The following is a 24,261-nucleotide window of genomic DNA, read 5'->3' as shown; positions in this document are numbered from 1 at the left end:
GAGACAGGTTATGAAAACTAAAAATATAATAATTGTTTTGATTCTTGGATGGATGACAGCGCTAAGTTCCTGCAAAGGATTTCTTGATGAGGAACCCAGAAACAAGGTAACATCAGGAGTATATTATCAGAATGAAGCGCAGGCGCAGGAAAACGTCAATACGCTGTACCGGATGGGAGCGCCGGTAAGATATGCCTCGGCTCCCAGTGCTTACATTGGTCCTACGGCCTCCATCAATACCATGCTGACGGGATATTTTACCAACTCCTACGAAGGGCAGGAGCTGGTAACCTTATACGCCCGGCAGCTTACCCGTCAGCAGAATACCCGTATCGTGTCGAACACCATGAACACCATCTGGAACGAGTGCTACCAGGCGATCAACGTGGCTAATGGCGCTATTCAGTATATTCCCCGGATTTCAATGAATGACGCAAATCTGCAAAAGCGGCTTGTGGCTGAAGCTCGATTTTTCAGGGCATTTAATTATTTCTACCTGGTAAAAACGTTTGGTGCGGTCCCCTTATCGACAGCCCCTTACGAAAGTCTCGAAAATATCTATCTGCCGCGTACAGACGTTCCGGAGATTTATGCTTTAATGGAGGCAGATCTGAAGGAGGCTGCAGAGGTACTGCCTGCAGTAACCTTCGCAGCTAGTGGCCATCGCATAACAAAGTTTGCAGCTGCAATGGCCCTGGCTAACGTGTACCTGCAGCAGGGAAAGTTTGCAGATGCAGCAACCTACGCCAGGATTGTGGTGAACTCACCTCATAGTCTTACCCCGAACGATGACCTGGCTATGAGCAGCGCTTACAATAAATTGCGGAAAACAGATGACCTTCCGGAGGTTATTTATGCTTATGAGTATGATGGCACTATCAGCAACAGCAGCTGGTGGCCTACTTATGCGTTTAGTTCTTCTGCCACCTCTGTGTTCACCACCTACTCGATTTTTGAAAGAGTATACGGGCCTACCAATCGCTTCCTGAATGTGTATACTGCTGACGATCTGCGCATTCAGGCCAACCAGTTCTTTCATTGGGAATATACTAATCCAAATAATGGGAGGAAATGGACTTCTGACGTCGCCGGGGTGTGGTATTTCTACGACGAGGATGCCTTGTTAAACAGCGGAAGAGGTACCAAAGACTGGAATTTTTACCGCTACGCAGAAGCACTTCTGATCGCTGCCGAAGCCACCGTCAGATCTGCCGGTTCTGTAACTTCTGAGGCTGCCGGTTATCTGGCACAGATCAAAGCCCGTGCTAACACCAGCGGGAAAACGATAGCTCAATTTACAACGGAGCTTCAGGGGATGACCGCAAATGCCTTCGTTGAAGAGGTATGGACGGAGCGTCTCCGCGAACTGCCGCTGGAATTCAAGATGTGGGATGACTGCCTCCGTACCGGTAAATTCCCGGTGATCTCTGCTACCGTCAAAGGCTCCGTAACCTATCAAAACTTAATTGGAGCTACTAATGGTTCTGGTGCTGTATTTAAGGAAACGGATCTTGTATGGCCGGTATCTTTAGATGAATTACAGCGCAACCCGTCTTTAACTCAAAATAACGGATATCAATAAGAAGACGGCGATTATTCATTAATACCGGGAAAGCCGTCTCACAACTGAAGTGTGAGGCGGCTTCTTTTAACCAGGCTTTCAACTCTATCTAATTACGGTCATAAAAATGTCATGAAGTTTCGTTTGTCTATACAAAACTCTCATTCGTCATTTTTTGAGCAGATCAATTACTCTTATCACTACATTATCACCGAAATGCTGTTGCAGCAGAAAATGCAAAAATTGGATAGAGCCTTTCCGGTTTGCGTTGAATACATGAGAATTTAAACTGTTCAATTCTTGTCGCTGACAGCCGGGTGTTTAAATGACAACAAATTTAACAGAGGAAGAAGCTCTTGCTTTCTTAAGAAGTCATCAACCGATGCCGGTTGATGAATACCTGTCTTCAGACCTGGCAGGCGTATACGATGAGGTCAGATGTTTTTTTATTGCTAATAAGAATAAAAACTGTGTACCCCTGTTTTTAAATTCCTTTGGATCCATTAACGGATCAGGTATTTATCAGTTAGTTGAAGAGGTGATTTTGCAATTTCCGCCGGAAGATGTGATCCCTCACTTAAAACAAGCATTACTAAGCAATGAATATAGCGTTCGTTACTGGAGCGTTCTGATAGCCGCGCATTACCCTTCAGCCGAGCTGTTGCCATTGTTTAAATATCTATTGGAGAACGAGGACTTTGACATTAAATACCTCGTTCTTTCAGCGCTAGTTCAGTTTCCGGTCGAAGAGTCAAAATCTTTGCTGGAAGAATTTTTGGAGAACGAGGCCGGTAAGGAGCTGAGGAGCATTGCAAAATGCGTATTATCCGCCGGAATGCAAAACTTCGTCTATCCGCCAAAGAAGTACATCCATTGAAAGATTTGATTATTTTAGTACTATGAAAATCACCGACGAAATCAAAAAAGCTGTTTGATGATGAACAATATCTTTGACGTCAGCCTGAAGACTATAGGTTTAATGCCAGTCAGTAACGATAGCCTTGAGATGATAAATTCTGACACCTATAAGTCGTATATTAAGATTATGTATCTGCCAAAAGGGTGTAAGATAAAAGTAGACTTCAGCGTTTACCATACAGAAGGGCCGGCTCTCTTCTTCGTCAGTCCAAACCAGGTGCTTCGCATTGAAAACCTATGTGCCGAATCCGGCTCTTTTATATTCTATAATCGTGATTTTTATTGCATCCAGATTCACGACGAAGAAGTGGCCTGCGACGGTTTATTGTATAATAACATCCACAATATGCCCATGACTGCTGTACCTGAGCAGGAGGCGGCTTTCATCAACTATCTTTTTACACAAATCGAAAGCGAATTTAAACTGAAAGACTCGTCACAGGAAGAAATGCTTCGCACTTATCTGAAGCAGTTGCTCATTAAATCCACGAGGCTTTGGAAACAGCAGCACCTGGACGGTGTACTTGCTGACCAGAATAATGACCCCGAGTCCTTCCGCCGGTTTACGCAATTAGTTGAGGCATATTATAAACAAAAGCATACCGTTGCCGATTATGCTGATCTGATGCTGGTTGCCCCTAAAACGCTTACGCACAAATTTAAGCGGATGAATCTGCCGCAGCCAAATGAAGTCATCAAAAACCGGATTATTCTGGAAGCTAAGCGGCTTTTGGTACATACAGCCATGACGGCCAAGGAAATCGCCTACGAGTTGGGTTATGATGACCCTGCTTATTTCAGCCGTTTATTTTTCATTAAGACAGGTGACTCTCCGTCAGGGTTCCGGACTAAATACCTGGTTTAGGAAACGATAGGTTAACTGATTTTATCTCATACCTGGCGCAACTTTCTGAAGCCGGGAAAAATATGCAAGACACTCCTCCTTTTGTCCATTCTCCGGGCATGTGGTTTTGCTCACCTTTGTATTGTTAATCCAATAGTAATACAAACAGATCATAATCCAAACACTAAAACAATGAAAACAATCATCTCAACAATCAGTCTGCTAATCGCGTTGTCATTAAACCAGTTAATCTTTGCCCAGGTAAAAAGAACTCCCGCCTCAGCCGGAAGGGCCGAATATATTGAGGTTGAAAAGAATGTAAAACTTCATGTTATAGACCTCGGTGAAGGGCAGCCCATTGTGCTTATTCACGGCTGGCCGCTCAATAACGCTATGTATGAGTACCAGTACCAATACCTGGTTCAAAAAGGCTTTAGGGTAATAGGCATATCGTTAAGAGGTTTCGGGAAATCCGACAGACCTTATGGTAAGTATGACTTTGATGTTTTCTCGGATGACATCAAAGTGGTCCTGGAGAAACTGGGAATAGAGAATGCAGTGTTGGGTGGTTTTTCGATGGGTGGGGCAGTAGTTACCCATTACATGGCCAAATATAACGGCGCTCATATCAGTAAGCTTGCATTATTTGCAGCTGCGGCACCATCGTGGAAGCAACGCAAAGATTATCCTTACGGCATCTCAGAAGAGGCTGCAGCCGGGTTGATTCAGACCACCAAAACTAACAGGCAACAACTAATAGAGGATTTTGGCAAGGGCTTCGGCGCTACAGAGACCAGTCTTTCTGCTCCTGCATCAAACTGGCTTGCCAGTATCAACGCCGATGCATCTCCTTACGCTACTACGCAATCTATTACCGCATTACGTGATTTAGACCTGCGCCCGGTACTCGCCAGGATAAAAGTTCCGGTAGCGATATTTCATGGTACGAAAGATAAACTGTGTGATTTTGTTTTCGCCGAACAATTACATAAAGGCATTAAAAACTCTTATATTGTTAAATTTGAGAACAGCGGACACGCTCTGTTTCTGGAAGAGATGGATAAGTTTAACACCGAGCTTGAGAAATTTGCCAGATCGTAAGATTATACTTTTATAGCATAATCCTGAAGGGAATAGACAGACCATTGGTTTGCATCTATTCCCTTCACTGTTTTATTGGCACATCATTTACCTGTTGGTATCGGCACTATATGTGTATATCATAACTCCCACAAATATAATCAATGCTGCTGTTGCATATAAGATCCCCGGGCTGTGGACATAAATGGCAGCTGCAGCCAGCGGAATAAGCACATTGTTCGCCGACTGCAGGCTTTGATTCACACCCTGTAACTTGCCCTGTTCGCTCTCGCTGACTGATTGCGATAGTTTACCATTGTAAGAAGTCTCAAATAAACCTTCCCCGGAAATGATAAACAGGATGGCAAGTATGATCATAACAATAGAATGAATGCCTGTGCTTGCCGCTATTAAGCCCAAGCCAATACAAAGATTAAACAGACCGGTTATTCCTATCCTTTTTTCATTCATACGTCTCAGTAAGCGGGGGAGCAGCAATGCCCGTGTAACTATTTCGCACACCCCAATTGCTGTAAGCAACATTCCAACCGGTTCCGGTCCCCATTCATAAATATCTTTCAGAAAGACAGTAAAATTGAACTGAAAAATACCCATGCCTGCATAGAAAAACAAACCAGGTACAAGCAGTAATCTGACATTCTTCAGAATGAATACATCTTTAAAATGAGAAAAGGTGTTGACGCTTTCTAAAGTCAGTCGTTTGATCCTCTTTTCAGGCGGCAAAGACTCAGGAAGCAGGAAATATACAGCTAATCCGGAGATCAATATGAAGGCCGAAGTAACATAGAAAGGCAGGGATATAGAGATACTTCCCAGCAGCCCACCCAGGGCTGGCCCGCCGATCTTTCCTATCCCCATGGTAGCGCCCATATAGCCAAACCATTTCGTGCGTTCTTTTGACTCAGTACTATCCGATATACAGGCAAGCAAGGTGCTGATATTTCCAGCTGTAAGTCCGTCAATAATACGCCCGAGAAAAAGCATCCATAGAGAACCTCCTGCTGCAAACAGGATATATCCAATGGCAGATCCCGACAAACTGATAATCAGGATACGCTTCCTTCCATATCTGTCACTTAATGCTCCCAGAACCGGTGCGGCAAAAAAGGTACAGCCTGCGTATACGGATAAGAGAGCACTCATGCCTACGACAACCTGGCCGGGACCCAGATATTTGCCTACCAGGAAGGGGAGAAGTGGCAATACTACTGACATTCCAATGGAGTTAAGGGCGATAATTCCGATAATGATCCACAATGAATTTTTATGAGGATTTATTTCGGTTGAATCTCCTGTTGTTTTTTTATACTTGAGTAACATGTTTTATTATTGTTAAGTGATGATGCAAAATTGCCTGTCATTTTTAAAGTAAAATAGTTAGATTAGACTGAAAATTAGTCGTGAAAGACTTTTATGGAGAAGGCCGATCGCACAGTTCCGGGAATTTTATATTCGCTTTCGAATCTGTTAGGGACAGAAATAAACGACCGGAGATTAGAGATACCGGAAGGCTTTGGGACTGGCTATTGTGCCGGATTTGTTTTTAGTGAGCATATCCGGATGCTCATTTCCAACTATGAGCTGAATAAGGATTTAGAGGTAAAGAATCCTGATATGGATACAGCCAGAAGATACCTGTTTTTTAAGTTTCAGAATATCTTCCCTAAAAAAATATCCCCACCAGTGGCGAGCCAGTCAACGGGGACGCCTTCTGTTTTGATAGGAACCAGTCGTGTGAATACCGATGATATCATTGCCATCCATACCAATACGGCTACTATAAATATAGAAGTGGACGCCGCCTATCTTAACAGGCTGTTTGATTCTTTGACAGAATCCACGGTTTTGCATAGCTTATTACAAAACGCACAGCCTCTGCTGTTTGAACAACTGGTTTTTCCTTCTTTACAAAAAATTGCAAACGAAATCCTGACTGAATCGGCCAGCGGGACTTTCAAATTGTTCTTTCTGAGGATTAAAGCAGAGGAACTCGTTTGCCGGTTATTAATGGAACTGGAAAAGCGGCAGGAAAAACAAGTATATTCTTTAAATAGCCTTGATATACAAGTTATTTATCAGGTAAAGGAGCAGATTCTTGAACATCTTGAAATCCCGCCGTCGATCAATACATTAGCCGTTAACGCTGGCATGAGCCCCACTAAGCTTAAACGTTTATTCAGACAGATATTTGGCAACAGTATCTTCAGTTATTATCAGACGTTCAGAATGAAAGAGGCTGCCCGTCTGCTGAAAGAAGAACAGTTATCCGTTTCTGAAGTAGGGTACCAACTGGGCTTTACCAACCTAAGCCACTTTACCAGGGTGTTTCGGGAACATACAGGAATGAAGCCCAAACAATATAGCATGGATCGCTGAGGTAATCTGCAGGATAAACCCGTACCAGGGTATATCCTGCACGGTATTAGCTACAACAATCAGGGTTTTAGCTACAAGCTTTAGAAAACTTGATAAGATCTTTGTAATACAGGAAATCATGAATATCATGATGATTTACAAATGAATATTCAGCTTATTTAATTCGATCGTATTTTATGAAAGTATTTGTAACTGGTGCTACCGGGTTTATCGGTTCGGCCCTTGTTAATGAATTATTGCATGCAGGCCATCAGGTTTTAGGATTGGTTCGCTCGAAAGAAGGTGAAAAGGCTATTAAAGCACTGGGAGCGGAGGCCTGTTTCGGAGATTTGACTGATTTGAACAGCTTGCGCAAAGGAGCAGAGCAGGCTGACGGGCTTGTTCATACAGCTTTTAACCATGATGATTTTACCGTTCTTCAAGAAAGCTGCGAAAATGATCGCCGCATTATTGAAGCTTTCGGCGACGTATTTGCCGGTGACGGGCGGCCCATGGTAATAACTTCTGCTTTGGGATTGTTACCCCGCGGTCGTGTAGTTTACGAGAGCGATCAGGCAGTTGCGGGGCCAAATCCGCGGATCGCAACCGAACAGGCAGCCGACGCAGTGGCAGCACGGGGTGTGAATATATCGGTAGTGCGTCTTGCCCCTACCGTACACGGAGAGGGCGATCACGGTTTTGTCCCGATGCTTATCGGTATCGCACGACAGAAAGGGATTTCTGTTTATCAGGATGAATCTCCAAACTACTGGCCCGCAGTACATCGTCTGGATGCTGCCAGACTTTACCGGCTGGCCTTAGAAAAAGCGGTTACGGCAGGTATCCGATACCATGCGTCAGCCGAGCAGGGGATTGCTTTTCAGGAAATTACCGCTGCCATTGGCCGGGGATTGAATATTCCAGTGACCGGTAAAACTAAAGAAGAAGCAGCACGTCATTTTGGATCTTTCGCTCACTTTGCGGCTATGGATGTACAGGCCTCCAGCGAAGAGACACAGCGGGTATTGGGTTGGCAGCCGGCGGGTCCGGATCTTATCCGGGATATTGAAACGGTTTATTTTAAAAGTTAATCTTATAACACTATATGGTATTGATATCCATATGCTGTCAAATGCATTGCTCCGTGCGTATATTTGTATGAACAGCAAAGATCCAATTCATCTGGGTAACAAGCCGGCAATATGAATAATAATCCAATTCAGCGGGTAAAAACAATCACCGAGTATCACAGGACCCGGGGACTGTCTCAGCCCGCCCATCCGCTGGTCAGTTTGATCGACTACAGAGAAATCAGGCATTCTTCAGAAATCACGGCCGTCAGTTGGGGCTTTGATTTTTATATGATTGCCTTAAAAAAGAACATGGGGGGCAAATTCCGCTATGGTCAGCAGTATTATGATTTTGACGGGGGTACGATGTTTTTTATCGCGCCTGGTCAATTGATCCGGATAGAAATCACTCAGGATGCGCCAGACAGGTCCGGATGGATGTTACTGATCCATCCGGACTTTTTCTGGAATCTCCCTCTCTCCAAAGCTATCAGTAATTATGAGTACTTCGGTTATTCTACGAGGGAAGCTTTGTTTTTATCAGAGCAGGAGGAAGCTGTCATGCTGGATGTTGTGGCGCATATCAGCCGTGAATACAGGGCTAATATTGACCGGTTCAGTCAGCAGATCATCGCGTCGCAGATAGAGGTGTTGCTGAACTATGCCGACCGGTTTTACCACCGGCAGTTTCTGACACGCAGGATTGCGAATCATCAGGTCGTGGATAAGCTGGAAAAACTGCTGGATAATCACTTCAATGGCACTTTGAATCGACAAGGCCTTCCTACGGTAAACTATTTAGCTGAACAGCTAAACCTGTCTCCAGATTATCTGAGTTCATTGTTGAAAATTACCACGGGCTTGAATACACAGCAGCACATTCATGAGAAACTGATTGCAAAGGCCAAAGAAAAACTATCTGTCACCGGTCTTTCAGTCAGCGAGATTGCGTTTGAGTTAGGCTTCGAGCACTCGCAGTCTTTCAGTAAACTGTTCAAAGCGAAAACTAATTTGTCGCCGGTTCAGTTTCGCCAGTCGTTTACTTCTCGTTAACTGAGTTTCCCTTTGGTGATCTATTGCTTAATGAAATTTTATCCTCTCCGCCGCTCCAGTAAGATCATCATCATCAATCCAAGCAGGATGCGCTCGCCGTCGCGCGAATCTATGTCAGCCAGTTTGTCCACTCTGAATTTTCTTCCGAAGAATGATGATTCTTTTGATAAGCACGCAATAGCTGCTCCATGAGCATTTGTAACGGCATATCTGGGATGAAACAAGTAACCGGTAAACAACCCGACCAGGGGAACTTCGGACAGCAGGGAATCGAAAACTTTCGCCCAGGGGTTTTCTTCACGGATATTAAAATCAAGATTTTTTCCTGAGTCGAAGATCTGGTAGCTCGCCTTCCAGATGGATTTCATCCCCTTACGGCCTACGCTGCCGATCATTGCACCTTTGCTATCAGAAAAGGCATAGTTCGCATTGAAATCTATCCAGCGATCCGCTTTGATCTGATAAAGCAGCTCCGTCTTGCTCTCATCGGAATAGATCATGATGGCTTCTTTGAGTTTGAACATCTTCTGCCGCACATAAGCGATTGTCCGGCCGGAAGCATCCTTTGCAATAAAATCATTGGCAAAGGTTCCTATCCTGAACTGAAAGGAGATAGGGAATTCAAGCTTTGTTAGTTCAATACGGGAAGTATTTTGCTGATGTAAGATTTGGTTTTCTTCAGTCATTCTCTGTTTTTTTGCGCCAAATATAGTATTAATTCATTCCTGAAGAGAAACAGAATAATCGCTCACAACGTCTTTGTTCTATTACCTGCTATAACTCCTTTGATACAAGCTATCCATTCGGGTATGTAAAATCAATAGAAGGGAATACGGCAAGAATAAGAGTGGGAGTCAGGAACCCTGTAATAGACAGAGATAGGAAGTTAGAAACTGACTGATTCGATTACATATACTTTGCAATTGAGTTGCACACTACCAGATGATAACTTTGTCTTATCTGTTTAGCTTAAAACCAGACTGGGCTCATTGAATAATAAGTGGATTATTGTATAATTGCAAAAAATGAGAATAATTTCGCTGATTTGTAGTCTTATTGTTTTTATCCAGGTAGTAATACCATGTGGAGACAAAGCTCCGTCAGCGTCTTATTCCCATATATCTGCTTCGGAGGCGTCGCACTCAGAAGACGAGCCACACAAGGCGGCAGACCAATGCAGCCCGTTTTGCCAATGCCATTGCTGTGCAACACCGGTAATCATGTATCCACCGGCAGGTCTGGTAGTCAAACTGGCAAATTTTCCCCGTGTATACAAGAAGTATATCTCATCCGAATATCTCGGAATTTCCATTTCGATCTGGCAGCCGCCTAAGCTTAAGGCCTGATCTTTAATAGTGTCAGCCCGTCTGGCGATGCTATTTCCCTTCTAATTCATTGATGCTTTTGGGGTATGTTCTCCCAAAAAGGACGTCCCGTAAAGCACATGTATCATGCGTTCAGCAAAACCAGTATCTACTCCAGGAGACCTGTGACTCCGGTCATTCCGGACGGGTTAATGACAAGGTTGATGTAGTAGTCCTGAGTATACTGATTGTAGCAGCTGTTTTTGGAGTGCTTCAGCATCCAATTCCACATTTCAAGTAAAGCAATATGCTAAATAAAATCATTAAATTTTCCATAGATAACAAGTTGATTATCGGCCTGTTTACTGTTGGCCTGATCGTATGGGGGATTTACTCCCTGCGAAAACTGCCGATAGACGCAGTCCCTGATATTACCAACAATCAGGTACAGGTAATTACATTATCTCCGTCTCTCGCCGCCCAGGAAGTGGAGCGGCTCATTTCATTCCCTGTCGAACAGGTGATGTCCACCATTCCGAAAATCGAACAGGTTCGTTCTATATCCAGGTTCGGACTTTCTGTTGTCACGATCGTTTTCGAAGATAACGCAGATATTTACTGGGCCCGGCAGCAGGTGAATGAGAAGCTTGCGGAGGCTAAAAACAATATTCCGGAAGATCTGGGCAATCCTGAGATATCTCCGATATCGACAGGGCTGGGTGAAATCTACCAGTATGTAGTACACGCAAAACCCGGTTATGAGGAAAAATATGGCGCACGTGAACTACGGAGTATACAGGACTGGATTGTAAGAAGGCAGTTGCTGGGTACCCGCGGTGTTGCCGAGGTAAACAGTTTCGGCGGACTTTTGAAGCAATATGAGATCAGCCTCGATCCCGATAAATTGCGCAGCTACGACCTTAGTATTACCGATGTATTCAACGCACTCCAAAGCAACAACCGCAATGCAGGTGGTGCTTATATCGATAAAAAGCCAAATGCTTATTTTATCCGTACCGAAGGGCTGGTTGGAAATTTAGATGATATCGGTAAGATCGTTATTAAAACCGGTGCTGCCGGCACTCCGGTACTGATCCGGGATGTTGCTGTTGTCACCATCGGCAGCTCTATCCGGTATGGAGCGCTGACAAGGGCCACCAGGGAGAGTGATGGTGAAGCAGTAGGGGGCATCGTGATGATGCTCAAGGGAGCTAATGCCAACCAGGTAGTGAAGGAAGTCAAGTCCCGGATCTCACGGATAAGCAAGACATTGCCTGAGGGAGTCACGGTAGAGGCTTTTCTCGACAGAAGTGCACTGGTCGATCGTGCCATCGGAACCGTCGCTAAAAATCTGATCGAAGGTGCACTGATCGTAATTTTCGTACTGGTACTTTTCCTGGGCAATCTGCGGGCTGGCCTGGTGGTGGCATCTGTCATTCCGCTGGCGATGTTATTTGCTATCGGGATGATGAATGTGTTTGGCGTCTCCGGTAATCTGATGAGCCTGGGGGCGATAGACTTTGGTTTGATAGTCGATGGTGCCGTGATCATTGTAGAAGCCTCCATGCACCATCTTGGATTGAGAAATGGTGGCAGGCTGACACAGAAGGAGATGGATGAAGAGGTTTATGAATCTGCCGTCAAGATCCGGTCTGCCGCAGCATTTGGGGAAATCATTATCCTGATCGTGTATCTGCCCATCCTGGCCCTTGTGGGGATTGAGGGAAAGATGTTCGGCCCAATGGCGCAAACAGTTTCGTTTGCTATCCTGGGTGCATTTCTGCTTTCTATGACCTATGTGCCAATGATTTCTTCTATTGTTCTAAGTAAGAATACAGAGCATAAAAAGAACTTCTCTGACCGGATGATGAGCTTTCTGCACCGGAAGTATTATCCGTTTATTACCACTGCTCTTAAAAAAAGGGCGCTGGTAACTGTATCTGCCCTGGTTCTGCTTGTTGTAAGTCTCTTCGTCTTCACCCGCATGGGAGGCGAGTTTATTCCTACGCTGGAGGAAGGAGATTTTGCCGTTGAAACACGTCTTCTTACCGGCAGTTCACTGTCGCAAACTGTAGACAAGGTTAATCAGGCTTCGGTGATTCTGGTAAAACAATTTCCAGAAGTAAAAGAAGTTGTAGGTAAGATAGGAGCCGCTGAAATCCCTACCGACCCTATGCCTATGGAGGCCTGCGACCTTACCATTCTTTTGAAGGATAAAAGTGAATGGACATCTGCAAGCTCCAGAGAAGAACTTGCGGAAAAAATGAGCGTAGCCCTGAAGCAGGTACCCGGTGTAAGTTTTGGTTTTTCACAGCCCATCCAGCTGCGTTCCAATGAACTCATTTCGGGTGTCAGGCAGGATATTGGGATTAAAATATTCGGAGACGATCTGGAAAAACTTACAGAGCTGTCACAGAAGGTGGGAAAGATCGTATCTGGCGTGCAGGGAGCGAAAGATCTATACCTGGAGCAGGCTGAAGGCCTTCCTCAGATCGTGGTACATATCAACCGCGACCAGATCGCGCAGTATGGCCTGAGCGTGGAAAGTGTGAACCAGGCAGTTAACGCAGCTTTCGCCGGTCAGTCAGCAGGATTGGTATATGAAGGAGAGCAGCGTTATGACATGGTGGTTCGTCTTTCTCAGCAAAATCGCCGCAGCATAGATGATGTTAAGAATATTTTTATATCCTCCCCCTCGGGAGTGCAGGTTCCCCTCGAGCAGTTGGCTGAGGTCAGTTTTAAGCTTGGACCGAACCAGATCCAGCGTGAAGACACCAAACGCAGGATTATTGTAGGGCTAAACGTTCGAGACAGGGATATTCAGAGTGTTGTAGACGAGATCCAGGGCAAAATTAATAACCAGATCAAACTACCTGCCGGCTACTATGTAACCTACGGGGGCCAGTTTGAGAACCTGAAAGCGGCAACTTCGAGGCTATCAATGGCGGTGCCGGTTGCCCTGGCGCTGATCCTGACGCTGCTTTACTTTACCTTCGGGTCGGTTAAACAGTCACTGTTGATTTTCACCGCAATTCCAATGGCGGCTATCGGAGGTGTTTTCGCGCTCCTTTTACGGGGAATGCCTTTCAGCATTTCGGCGGGCGTTGGATTTATCGCCTTGTTCGGCGTAGCGGTGTTAAACGGAATTGTGCTGATCACCGAATTTAACCGCCTGAAGAAAGAGGGCAAATATTCCATCCGGGAAATCGTACTGAAAGGAACAGAGGTGCGGTTACGGCCTGTGCTGATGACTGCCATGGTGGCTTCCCTGGGCTTTTTGCCGATGGCAATTTCAACGGCGGCAGGTGCTGAAGTTCAAAGGCCGCTTGCTACAGTAGTCATCGGGGGACTGATCACTTCCACCATTCTTACACTCATTGTATTGCCGGTTCTTTACACCTACTTCGAAGGCTGGAAGGGGGGAAAAGCGGGAGGTACAATTGCCACGCTTATTATTGCTGTCCTTTTGTTGTCCCCTGCTCAAATCAAAGCACAGGAGGCGGGCAGAACCCTGACGATGGAACAGGCTGTGGAGCGCGCTTTACAGAACAACCAGACAATCCGGTCTTCTACGCTGGAGATCAATCGCCGCCAGGTACTTAAAGGAACAGCGATGGATTTAGGCAAGACGAATGTAGACCTCCAGTACGGCCAGTTTAACAGCCGCAAGCGGGATAATAGCATCACGATATCACAATCCATTCCCTATCCGGGAGTATTCAGCAGCAGGAGCAAACTAGCTGAAGCAGAAGTTGCAGAGGCTAAAGCCGGATTAGCAGTAAGCCGGAATGAGCTAACGTACCAGGTACGTCAGGCGTATACTCAACTGTCTTACTATCGTGCTCTCCTCTCGTTCTATCAGCAGCAGGACTCAATTTATGCGAGCTTTCAGAAAGCTGCCAGGCTCCGCTATCAAACAGGCGAGTCTAATCTGCTGGAGGCTACAACTGCTGAAACACAGCGCAATGAAATCGGAAACCAACTCGTCAAGAACCAGGCTGATATACGCTCGTGGCAGGCAGAGCTTCGGAGATTGCTGAACACAACAGAAGACATCCTCCCGGCCGGTGGGGAGTTTAAAGCTGAAAGGGATGTACAGGTACTAACGGACAGCGTTGTTTTGAGTAATCCTCTGCTTGTTCAGCAACAGGAATTGGTGAAGATTGCAGATAATGCCATGCGGCTCGAACGTTCGCTTGCTGCACCCGACTTCAGCGTGGGGTATTTCAATCAATCTATTATAGGTACTCAAAGTATCGATGGCCAGGAAGTTTATTTCGGAGCAGGCAAGCGGTTTCAGGGAGTACAGGCAGGCATTGCTATCCCATTATTTTTCAAGCCATTTGCATCCAGGATCCGGGCAGCAAATATTGAGAGGGATATTGCCAGGAGTCAGCTCGGATTGATGCAAACCAATCTGCAGGGCGAATATTCACAGGCATATCAGGAAGTATTGAAAAATTCGCAAAGCATCAGCTATTATGAAAAGAATGCTCTGCCGAACGCTTCCCTGATATTGAAACAGGCCCAGGTCGCTTTCATGAACGGAGAGATTGGCTATGTAGAGTATCTGCAGGCCCTGAGGACCTCCTCAGAGATCCGTTTCGGTTATTTACAGGCTGTCAATCAATACAATCAATCAGTTTACCGGATCAAGTATCTGGCTGGTATATAATGAAAACACAATGAAGAAGAAAATTAATGAACGTTTAACACTTGCAGCTGTATTGATCTTAGTGCTCTTCCTGCAGGCTTGCGGAAACAGGAATACTGCTGACTCCGGGGAGACAGCTGCAGAAGAAAATCATACTGAGAACGAAAATGTCGCTGAAATTACAAAGGCCCAGTATCAATCAATCGGTATTGTGCTGGGCTCCGCTGAAATGAAAGCGATCAGCGGCCAGCTTAAAGTGACAGGTTATATCGACGTGCCGCCTCAGGGCTTGATAAGTATTACCACACAAATGGGAGGGATTGTAAAATCAACCCCCTTGCTGCAGGGAAGCTCTGTCAGAAAAGGACAGGTAATTGCTGTTCTGGAGAACCAGGATTATGTGCAGCTTCAGCAGGATTACCTGGAGAGCAAAAGCCAGCTGTCTCTTACAGAAGCAGAATACCAGCGGCAACAGACCCTCGCTAGCCAGAATGTGAACTCCCAAAAGACATTACAGCAGGCAAAGTCCCAATACCAGATCGCTCAGGCCAGAGAAAGTGCGTTGCGTCAGCGATTGAAACTGATCAATATTCAGGCTTCGTCGCTCACCGCTTCCGGTATTCGCAGCTGGATTAATATTTATTCTCCTGCAACCGGTTATGTGACGAAAGTGAATGTAAATGCAGGAAAGTTTGTCAATCCCAACGATGTGATGTTTGAAATCGTAGATGGATCCGACCTCCATGTTGAATTGAATGTTTTTGAAAAGGATGCGGAACTCGTGAAACCGGGACAGCGCGTTCGGTTTACACTGGCTGGAGAGACGACTGAACGCTATGCCAGGATTCAACTGGCAGGACGTGAAATCAGACCGGATAAGACCATAACTGTACACGCTATTGCCGATGGAGGCAACTCATTCATTCCAAACACTTACCTGAAGGCATTCATTGAAACTGGCGAAATCCGCGCATTAACCCTGCCTCAAAGCGCAGTAACGGATTTTCAGGGTAAGAAATACATTTTTGTAGCAACGGACGCTCCGGAACACGAAAACGGAACACACCGGGATGGTGATGACGATAAAGAAACTGCTGAAAAAGCAGAGCCTTCTGCCGGAGAAGAAAAAATGTTCTACTTCGAGATGGTTGCGGTGACAACCGGGAACGCGGACGGAGAGCTGGTGCAGGTGGATCTTCCCGCAGGCAGAGATTACAAGGGAACAATAGTTTTGAAAGGAACCTACGACCTCTTGTCAAAATTAAAGAACAGTGAAGAACACGAGGGCCATTAGACCCCCGTATTTGTTGATCACTAGAGTTAGGTTTACAAAAGAAAACCTGCGGAGTAAAGATAGATTTGCGCTTTGTCGCAGAATTTAAATGATGTTGAAGGGCATCCTGATAAATAAGCAATTTAAGTATCAAATTACTAAATTGCCTGCCGGCTCTACTGGTGACTTATCGCAGCCCTTAAGTAAAGGTTTGCAATAGTCATTCGTTTCATGAGCAAATGACATCTTAACACGGATATGGACTTTCTAAATAAAACATTAGGGATCTTTCAAAAGGTCCCCTCTGCTCCAACGAACCCGCAGGAAACCCCGGCTCCGGAACGTTTCGATATTCAGGATCTATATTCCGGAGAGGAGGGCTATGCTGAGGAACACACAGGAACAGTACTGGATGAGAAGCTGCGGCAAGCTTACTTTTGGATAAGCAATACCGCCATTATCAGTCCTTTTTACGATATAGAGTACGATGAAGGAGACCCCAGGCAGTTTAGCTTCGGAGATAGCAAGGTACAACTAAGCTTACCTAAAGGGCAAAGTTATTCCAGCTTTGTGCTGGTTCCGCTTTTAAATTTAATAGTAAGAGGCAAATGCCTCATAGTAGGTGGTCCGGGAAGGGGAAAGACAGCAACCTGTGTATTGATGGGTTTGCTGGCCGGATATACAAAAACTGATGTAATGCGTGCTATTCAGCATGGTCAGCCGCAAATGACAATAGCAGATCTTTTAGGGCATCCTCTGCCGGCGGACATGGTAAAGGCAGAAAAAACCTCCGACATCCGTATCGCCTGGAGAAAATGGCTGGGCATGAATGTGAAAATCATTGATGAATATAACCGTATTCCCACAAGAACTCAATCGGCTTTACTGACAGTTCTTTCCGACAATTATGCTGAAATATTCGACCAGATCTTTGAATGTCCCCCTTCGGCATGGTATCTTACAGCAAATGATGATGCGGGAGGAGGAACTTACCAGGTAATCGAGGCCTTGAAAGACAGGATTGATATTGTTATCCGGGCTTTTCATTTCAATACACGTTTCATTGACGACCTGCTTAAACGGATAGAACTTAATTTTAAGCCTGAGTCAATGATCCCTGAGGAGATCATCTTTTCGGAGGAGGAATTAAACCAGATCAATAAAGAGCTAAGGGCTATCCGGATTTCCGATGAGTTGCGTAAACGGATTGAATTTTTCTGCCGGCAGTTTGAGTTCTTTGAGCCCGCTTCTGACAGGCTCGAATATATGACGAAGGACACTGTGAAGCTTTCCGCGATGGATTTCAAAACATTGTTCCGGCAGGAGACAGGAAAAGACCAGGTGAAAGATTTGGGCTCTCAAACTCTGAATGGTGTTTCCGTGCGCAAAATCACCACTCTTCTGATCTTCTCCAAAGCGTTGGCCTATTTCCGGGGCAATAAGCAGGTGGAACTGGAAGATATCCGGCAGATCTTACCTTTTGTACTGCATGACACTTTCTCTCCTCATCTGGAATCTCCCTTTTTCGATCAGCCGGGTAATGAAAAGTACCGGGTAGACAAAATTGTCTGGCTCCGGAAGATATTCGATATCTCCTGCCAGGAGTACCTGAGTATGGATCTCGACCGGAATGATCCGATGGATAAGTTTGATGTACACTTTAAACAAGGCCTTGAAAATGTCACGCTGAGGGAGGTTGAACAGCGCCTCCAGGATATTGAAAGACAGTTGTATAAATGGTCGCAGGAGAAAAAACTATATGGATACCGTGCCGACGACATTCTTAAACTGAAATATTACTATCAGCGATACAGTAACTACAAACGCTGGCTGCAATGGAAAAAATAACATTTCCTCCGCTTGTTGAATATCTTAGGGAAAACGCCGCTGAGTATAATCAATTGTATTATCAGCAGGAGTTGAAGTCGGGAAAGATGGATCCCGTTCTGTTATCTAGATGGATTGTCCGGGTGGTAGAACCAATCGTTGCTGCTGCTGCTGAGGTTTCTCCCGAATCTCTTCCTGTTGTGTTTAAGTCTTTTTACGTCAGCTTGTTGTCTTTGCTCACAGGTAACCTTTCTTTAACTTATGAACGGCAGTACGAGGAGGCCTGGTCACTCTGCGGCCTGGTTCCCGGGTTGATTGCAAAGCAACCTCAGAGGATGATCAATGCCCTGAATTCGGCTTTACTCTCTCTGAGGCAGTACCAGCCAGGAAGGGTGGGAGACTGGATCCGATTAATGGGCCAAACCGCGATTTACTGTAAAACTACAGTTGAGTTTTTAAATTGCGGACGGATAACAGCATGGCTGTGCGGGATGTCTCATCTTCGTGAAAAGGCGATTATGATATACCCTGGGCTTGCCGAAGAAATAAAGACTGTCATGAAGAGTGAGAAGCTTCCAGCTTCTCCCGATGATCTTTTAAATCACCCCTGGACTGACGCGGCGAAATTTAAATTTCAAGGAGTGGCAGGTGGTTTTCACGGTTATGGAAATGCATTTACCCGTCCTCCTTTAGTTGCCGGTTTAAATGGCCGGATCGTGGCTTCAGACGGAAATACCTGCTGTGCCCTTTTTGCCGATGCACTGGGAACTGTTTTGATCAGGGATGTTCCGCTAGCGACCGAAAGGGTAACAACTTCCGCCTCAGTTCTGCCTGCAAAGCCATTCACCGAAAAGGATTTGAACATTCGTTTGTGTTTTGACGACATGACATCCTGTGTAACCCTCAATTCAAGCGTTGTTATTACCAGAAGTTCGTCCCATTACTTATTTATTTATAATTATCCTGAGATTAACTGATGACAGCAGAGATTCTTAAGCAGAACTGGCAATCCAAGTGGGATAAGGCCCGCACAACCTGGAGCCCTTTTGTAAAACTTAGGGAGCCTGTTTGGTGCCTTAGTTCATCGGAAGCAAGAAAAGAAGGCCTAACAGGTAGTTTTGCCATGATACGTTTATCTGATCACCGGATCGTGATTGATCTGGAAGAAGTATTAAAGCTTGACGTAGGCGGATGTGCACTGCAGGTACTGGCACATGAAATTGGTCATCATATTTACACTCCCGCCAATCTTCATGATAATGCAATCCTACTGTCGCGCATTCAATGGGGACTGGCGGGTATAGAAAACCGGACTGCTTTTGTGGCCAATATATATTCCGACTTCCTGATCAACGATATGCTTCAGAGGTCCAAAGGCCTGGATATGGCGGTCGTATATCAGAAGGTGAATAAAGGCATCGAATTTTCGAAGCTTTGGACATTGCTGATGCGCACCTATGAGTATTTGTGGAGACTCAGCCGTGGAATGCTGACGGGATCCTCCCATTTTCAAAGTCCATCTATCGACGCCGATGCGTCACTGCTTGCCTCGCTGATAAGAAGCTACTCCCGGAACTGGCTCGATGGAGCCGGTCGTTTTACTGCTTTATTATTCCCCTATATCCTGGAAGATGAAGAATATCAGAAGGCAAGATTGTCTATGTTGATCTATCTGGATGCAGAAGCCGCCGGTTTAAATGGCAGTATAATTGCGGGAATTACAGAAATCGACGATGAAGCCGTCAAGGGAAATGTAGATCCCCGAAGAGAGGCCTTGGGGATCAGGGGTGAAGATAAAATTCCAGCAAATGGTATAGGAATATCAGAACGGGGAGGAACCGGTCCTCAACAGCGATACCTGGAACCTGGTGTTTATATTGACCTTCTCAGAAAAATTAATCCTGTATTGGATGAGCAGGAGCTGTTAAATAATTATTACCGGGAAATTGCACTCCCTCATCTGGTTGATTTTCCGGTAGAGCAAATCAATCCGGTATCCTATAATCTCCCTGAGGGGACAGGTAATTGGGATTTCGGAGATTCCCCTGATGAAATAGACTGGCTGGAATCAGCTGTTCAATCTCCCGAGTTTATTCCGGGATACAGTACTGTTAAGAGAGTTTATGGCCCGGATAATGATAGCTCAAGTGTCTCAAGTCCCCTGAATGTGTATATTGGTGTAGATTGTTCAGGATCCATGGGCAATCCCAGATTTACTTTTTCCTGGCCTGTGCTGGCAGCTGCCATTATCGGGCTCTCGGCTTTAAGAGCCGGGGCAAAAGTGATGGCCTGCCTTTCCGGCGAACCGGGTAGTTTTCTGGAGAGTGAGGGGTATAGTACATCTGAAAAAGAGGTGCTTACTGTTCTTACCTCATATCTTGGAACAGGGTATGCCTATGGAATACCTCGCCTTAAAACGCCTTTCGGGTTTCCGGTGAAAGACAAATCCCATGTTATTGTCGTAACTGATGACGATATTTTCAGTATGCTTTCTGCCGAAACAAAAACAGGGGAAAGTAATTGGGATATCATTGAACAGTCTCTAAAAAACGCCGGTGGGCATGGGACACTGGTTCTGCATTCCCGGCCTGATTGGCACCGTAACGAAGTAAAGCGTTTGGTGCAAATGGGCTGGGAGATTTATTATGTAACTAACGAAAAAGAGTTGCTGGATTTCGCACGTAGCTTTTCAGCTGCCAATTACCATTCAAAGCAGATCAAAAATCAGGGCCATGGTTGATCTTTATTCCCTTTTATCCCACCTTAGGAGCTGTCCTGAAGTGTTTTTTGCTGGAACTTCACAGTTCCAGCATGGGAGTATTCATACTTATGCTTTAGTTGCAGATTGTTTCCGGCTGGTTTCGGGTGATTTACTTTTAGAAGAGAATGCGATCCCTGATAAGGAGATACTGAGTAAGCTGGAGGAGAAGTCGCGTACTGCCATTCAAGTTTCCTGTTGGTTTTTCTCCTATGAGGCTTTTCACAGGCAGCCGGGATTACTTGCAGGTATCACGACTTTTATGTTGAGGAAATTACCTGAACTAGCAGACTATGTTGATACGGGACAGTGGATTGAGGATGAAGACCGTAACGAAGAGTTTGTCCGTGCAGCGTTGGATTGTTGTGGTATTTTGCCGGACGGAGAATCTGAAATTGAAGCAGCAGACCGGCTGGATGCCTTAAGTACCATCAAGCGCCAGCAGGTTTTAAAAGAATCTTCCGATGCTTTTGAGCGAATGGTGGAGATCCGTCGAAAAATGGCTGAGCAGAAAGCACGTGAAGCAGCGAATGTTTATGGAAGAGAATAATAAAGGCCCGCGGATAGGGTTGAGCGATACAGAGAGATTTCCGCTTTTGAATGACATCTCTTTGCTGCATGAGCTGAGACAGGATGAATGGGCTCCTAACTTCAACTTTATGAGTGGCGACCGCATAACCGCTCATCATCTTCAGGAAGTAGAACAGTATGCATTGAACATCAGGGCGGCACGCAGGTTCTGGGATGAAAACCAGCAGCCTGACTGGCTTGAGGAGTATTGGGAATCCTGTACAGCAGAGGTTCCTTTCTATAAATACCGGTCAGGGGAGTTTCGCTCACAGCCATGCATTACCCGGGAGGATATCAGGAGGCAGCCCTGGTTGTTTGTGTCGGAAAAAGCAAAGTTAAATGACCTTCTGGTATATCAAACTTCAGGAACTACCGGAGCTCCTCTGGATGTTCTTTTTGATCCCGTTTCACAGGCGTGTTGGCTCCCTCAAATGCAGAGTATCTTGGACGAGTACGGTGTATTTATCGGAGAGCAGGGACGGAAAGTAGCTATAGCACTTATCTGTTCTCAGGCAACAACCCTAACCTACGCTTCATTATCCACTTACCTGAATGGGGCGGGTATTTTGAAACTGAATCTTAACACTGCAGAATGGAAGGATCCTTCTCACCCTGTCAAATATCTGGAAAAATACAACCCTGAAGTTTTAACGGGCGATCCCTTTGCTTTTATGGCACTTCTAAAACTTAAGCCTGGGATCTCTCCTAAAGCATTGATCTCATCCGCTATGAAATTAAATGATGGGATAAAAGAAAAGCTGGAAGGTTATTTTAATGCTCCGGTTCTTGATGTTTATTCCTTAACTGAATGCCGTAATATTGCAGTTTCCGTCGGTAATAAATACCGGGCTATTCGCCCGGAGCTTTACCTGGAGATATTCCATCCTGAAAAGGATGAACCCTTGCCTTACGGTGAAAGGGGAGAACTGGTGGTTAGCGGAGGAAACAATCCCTTTCTTCCGCTAATAAGATACCGGACCGGAGATTTCTGCTGCCTGAAAATTGAAGACGGAGTACCTTATTTAGAAGACCTGGGAGCACGCAAACTAACAATCTTCTATTCTTTGGAAGGGGCGGTGGTCAACACTATTGACATCTCAAGAAAAATGACCAGCTATCCGCTCTCCGGATTCAGACTGCATCAGTCTGAAAACCTCTCGCTTCAGTTCGAAGGTTGGACAAATGAAGATGTTTGCGGGCAGATCTCATCTGATTTACTGGATATATTCGGCCAGGTTCAAATAAGTATAAAATTGAATAGTGCAGGAAGTGATCTTTCAGAAAAGGTTGTCGCCTATACCAGTGATTTTTCAAGTTTAGGATCCCGATGAGTGTTTTTTTTGATATTGAAAGTATTGCCTTTAACATTTGGAATTATCCGCTTAGCTACGTAGAGTTAATAGGCACTCTTTTCGGGTTGCTATCTGTATTTTATGCATCGAAAGCGAACATCCTAACCTGGCCCTCAGGGGTCATCAACGAGCTTTTTCTGTTCATTCTCTTTTTCCAGGTTCAGCTATATGCCGATATGTTTCTGCAGGTTTACTTTTTTATAGTAACATTATATGGTTGGTTTCACTGGAACTCAAAAACAACAGAAAGCAGAATCACTACTCTGCGCAGGAAGTCTCTTGTTATAACAATATTCCTCATTCTGCTGTTGTCGCTGCCGGCAGGCTTTATGGTGCAAAATCTGCACGTTTATATGCCTCAGCACTTTAAGATGCCAGCCGCATTTCCGTATGTTGATTCCCTGGTTATGGTTGGAAGCATCGCCGCAACCCTGCTCTTGTCGCGCAAAAGGCTGGATAATTGGTATTTCTGGATTGCTATAGACCTGATTTGTGTGGTACTTTATTCCGTTAAAGGAATTTATTTCTTAGCGTTGGAATACCTTGTATTTTTGGGAATGGCAATTTATGGACTCCTGTATTGGAAAAAACAGGTAAGTAATGATTAAAGCATTTGTTTTCGGAAAATTTCTTCCTTTTCACAAAGGGCACGAAGCACTTATTCGTTTCGCCTTGACAAAATGTGATTTTCTTTCTGTATTAGTATGCTGTAGTGATAAGGAAAAGGTGGAGGGTACAATAAGAAAGGCCTGGATTGGAAGTACTTTCAAGGATGTGCCCAATATGGATGTACATATATTGAACTACAAAGAAAGCGAACTGCCGAATACCTCGGAATCCTCAGAGCACGTCTCACAGCTTTGGTCTGTTCGTTTCAAAGAGATCTTTCCTGATTACAGTCTCGTTGTTACCTCTGAGCCTTACGGTGATTACGTTGCGGCGTTTATGAATATCCGGCATATTCTGTTCGACAGGGAAAGAAAGCTTATACCTATCTCGGCGTCGCAGATAAGAACGAATCCATCTGAAAACTGGGAGTTCCTGGCAAAAGCTTCCAGACATTTCTTCGCATTGAAAGTAGTGATACTAGGTACTGAGTCTACCGGCAAATCTACTCTCGCAGAAAGGCTTTCCCTTCACTATCAATGTAATTTGGTTTCAGAAGCAGGAAGGGAGCTTATTCCTGACTCAAAGGAATTTTGTTATGAAGACTTGATCTTAGTTGCAAAAGAACACGCTTGTAGAATAAATAATGCAGCAGGCGGCGATCATCCGCTGATCATCATAGATACCGATATTCATATTATAAGATCTTACTCCAGGTTCGTCTTTCAGAAGGATTTGTATGTGGATGATTCGGTTTTGAAGGACAACAAGGCTCAACTTTATTTATACCTCAGTAATGATGTTCCATTTGTCCAGGACGGAACAAGAATGAATCTTGAAGACCGTAACGGGCTGGATATTTCACACAGAATGATCCTGAAGGAAGCAGGTGTGAAATTTATAGAGATAGGAGGAGGTTGGAATGCAAGGTTTGAACACGCCGTCAGATGCATTGATGGCTTGCTGGCTCGAAATAACTCTGAACTTTATGCTGCTTCAGGCAGTTCTTAAAAGT

At 45.1% G+C, this 24,261-nt stretch carries 19 protein-coding genes; 17 read left to right on the top strand and 2 right to left on the bottom strand.

From position 1 onward, the window contains the following. The first annotated feature begins 10 nt into the window (after nucleotides 1–10). The 4 genes from DDR33_RS11850 (at nucleotide 11) to DDR33_RS11835 (ending at nucleotide 4,424) form a co-directional block, all read left to right on the top strand. Complete coding sequence (locus tag DDR33_RS11850) at nucleotides 11–1,582, top strand: RagB/SusD family nutrient uptake outer membrane protein (RefSeq protein ID WP_109416012.1); 1,572 nt, start codon at nucleotides 11–13, stop codon at nucleotides 1,580–1,582. 304 nt (nucleotides 1,583–1,886) lie between these two features. Further along, nucleotides 1,887–2,438: a HEAT repeat domain-containing protein gene (locus tag DDR33_RS11845; RefSeq protein ID WP_109416011.1), complete on the top strand. Its 552-nt coding sequence runs from the start codon at nucleotides 1,887–1,889 to the stop codon at nucleotides 2,436–2,438. 57 nt (nucleotides 2,439–2,495) lie between these two features. Then, entirely contained in the window at nucleotides 2,496–3,344 is an 849-nt protein-coding gene (locus DDR33_RS11840) for a helix-turn-helix domain-containing protein (protein WP_109416010.1), read from the top strand. A 171-nt stretch (nucleotides 3,345–3,515) separates the two neighbouring features. Further along, complete coding sequence (locus DDR33_RS11835) at nucleotides 3,516–4,424, top strand: alpha/beta fold hydrolase (RefSeq protein ID WP_109416009.1); 909 nt, start codon at nucleotides 3,516–3,518, stop codon at nucleotides 4,422–4,424. 87 nt (nucleotides 4,425–4,511) lie between these two features. Here DDR33_RS11835 and DDR33_RS11830 read toward each other — a convergent pair whose 3' ends face one another. Then, a complete protein-coding gene (locus DDR33_RS11830; protein WP_109416008.1) occupies nucleotides 4,512–5,744 on the bottom strand; it encodes an MFS transporter in 1,233 nt (410 codons plus the stop codon). Nucleotides 5,745–5,837: 93 nt separating this feature from the next. On the opposite strand from DDR33_RS11830, the gene DDR33_RS11825 reads away from it, so the two are divergent. From DDR33_RS11825 to DDR33_RS11815, 3 genes are all read left to right on the top strand, one after another. After that, nucleotides 5,838–6,800, top strand: a complete 963-nt coding sequence (locus tag DDR33_RS11825) for a helix-turn-helix transcriptional regulator (RefSeq protein WP_109416007.1) — start codon at nucleotides 5,838–5,840, stop codon at nucleotides 6,798–6,800. Between the two features lie 176 nt (nucleotides 6,801–6,976). Then, the gene (locus DDR33_RS11820; protein WP_109416006.1) at nucleotides 6,977–7,870 is read left to right on the top strand and encodes an SDR family oxidoreductase; all 894 of its coding nucleotides are present in this window, start codon (nucleotides 6,977–6,979) and stop codon (nucleotides 7,868–7,870) included. Nucleotides 7,871–7,981: 111 nt separating this feature from the next. Next, entirely contained in the window at nucleotides 7,982–8,902 is a 921-nt protein-coding gene (locus DDR33_RS11815; RefSeq protein WP_109416005.1) for a helix-turn-helix domain-containing protein, read from the top strand. A 38-nt stretch (nucleotides 8,903–8,940) separates the two neighbouring features. Here DDR33_RS11815 and DDR33_RS11810 read toward each other — a convergent pair whose 3' ends face one another. Further along, nucleotides 8,941–9,588, bottom strand: a complete 648-nt coding sequence (locus DDR33_RS11810; protein WP_109416004.1) for an LURP-one-related/scramblase family protein — start codon at nucleotides 9,586–9,588, stop codon at nucleotides 8,941–8,943. A 339-nt stretch (nucleotides 9,589–9,927) separates the two neighbouring features. On the opposite strand from DDR33_RS11810, the gene DDR33_RS26980 reads away from it, so the two are divergent. The 10 genes from DDR33_RS26980 (at nucleotide 9,928) to DDR33_RS11765 (ending at nucleotide 24,257) form a co-directional block, all read left to right on the top strand. Next, on the top strand, nucleotides 9,928–10,248 hold the full coding sequence (locus tag DDR33_RS26980) for a DUF6660 family protein (RefSeq protein WP_394341113.1): 321 nt from the start codon (nucleotides 9,928–9,930) through the stop codon (nucleotides 10,246–10,248). Nucleotides 10,249–10,513: 265 nt separating this feature from the next. Then, the gene (locus tag DDR33_RS11805; RefSeq protein WP_109416003.1) at nucleotides 10,514–14,881 is read left to right on the top strand and encodes a CusA/CzcA family heavy metal efflux RND transporter; all 4,368 of its coding nucleotides are present in this window, start codon (nucleotides 10,514–10,516) and stop codon (nucleotides 14,879–14,881) included. Between the two features lie 10 nt (nucleotides 14,882–14,891). Beyond that, on the top strand, nucleotides 14,892–16,154 hold the full coding sequence (locus DDR33_RS11800) for an efflux RND transporter periplasmic adaptor subunit (protein ID WP_109416002.1): 1,263 nt from the start codon (nucleotides 14,892–14,894) through the stop codon (nucleotides 16,152–16,154). 237 nt (nucleotides 16,155–16,391) lie between these two features. Continuing rightward, nucleotides 16,392–17,981: an AAA family ATPase gene (locus tag DDR33_RS11795; RefSeq protein ID WP_109416001.1), complete on the top strand. Its 1,590-nt coding sequence runs from the start codon at nucleotides 16,392–16,394 to the stop codon at nucleotides 17,979–17,981. Next, the gene (locus tag DDR33_RS11790) at nucleotides 17,969–18,937 is read left to right on the top strand and encodes a hypothetical protein (RefSeq protein WP_109416000.1); all 969 of its coding nucleotides are present in this window, start codon (nucleotides 17,969–17,971) and stop codon (nucleotides 18,935–18,937) included. The genes DDR33_RS11795 and DDR33_RS11790 overlap by 13 nt, the downstream gene beginning before the upstream one ends. Further along, nucleotides 18,937–20,700 (top strand): DUF58 domain-containing protein, encoded by a 1,764-nt coding sequence (locus tag DDR33_RS11785; protein ID WP_109415999.1) that lies wholly within the window; start codon nucleotides 18,937–18,939, stop codon nucleotides 20,698–20,700. The genes DDR33_RS11790 and DDR33_RS11785 overlap by 1 nt, the downstream gene beginning before the upstream one ends. Beyond that, nucleotides 20,693–21,268 (top strand): hypothetical protein, encoded by a 576-nt coding sequence (locus tag DDR33_RS11780; RefSeq protein ID WP_109415998.1) that lies wholly within the window; start codon nucleotides 20,693–20,695, stop codon nucleotides 21,266–21,268. Before DDR33_RS11785 ends, DDR33_RS11780 begins: the two co-directional genes overlap by 8 nt. Further along, nucleotides 21,255–22,619 (top strand): AMP-binding protein, encoded by a 1,365-nt coding sequence (locus DDR33_RS11775; protein ID WP_158280724.1) that lies wholly within the window; start codon nucleotides 21,255–21,257, stop codon nucleotides 22,617–22,619. Before DDR33_RS11780 ends, DDR33_RS11775 begins: the two co-directional genes overlap by 14 nt. Further along, the gene (pnuC, locus tag DDR33_RS11770) at nucleotides 22,616–23,248 is read left to right on the top strand and encodes a nicotinamide riboside transporter PnuC (protein ID WP_109415996.1); all 633 of its coding nucleotides are present in this window, start codon (nucleotides 22,616–22,618) and stop codon (nucleotides 23,246–23,248) included. Before DDR33_RS11775 ends, pnuC begins: the two co-directional genes overlap by 4 nt. Next, nucleotides 23,241–24,257, top strand: a complete 1,017-nt coding sequence (locus DDR33_RS11765) for an AAA family ATPase (protein ID WP_109415995.1) — start codon at nucleotides 23,241–23,243, stop codon at nucleotides 24,255–24,257. Before pnuC ends, DDR33_RS11765 begins: the two co-directional genes overlap by 8 nt. The last annotated feature ends 4 nt before the right edge of the window (nucleotides 24,258–24,261 follow it).

This window comes from Pararcticibacter amylolyticus, assembly GCF_003130405.1.
In the GTDB taxonomy this organism is placed as follows: Bacteria; Bacteroidota; Bacteroidia; order Sphingobacteriales; family Sphingobacteriaceae; genus Arcticibacter; species Arcticibacter amylolyticus.
Note: the sequence above shows the minus strand (reverse complement) of the source record. Positions and strands in the feature narration are given on the sequence as shown.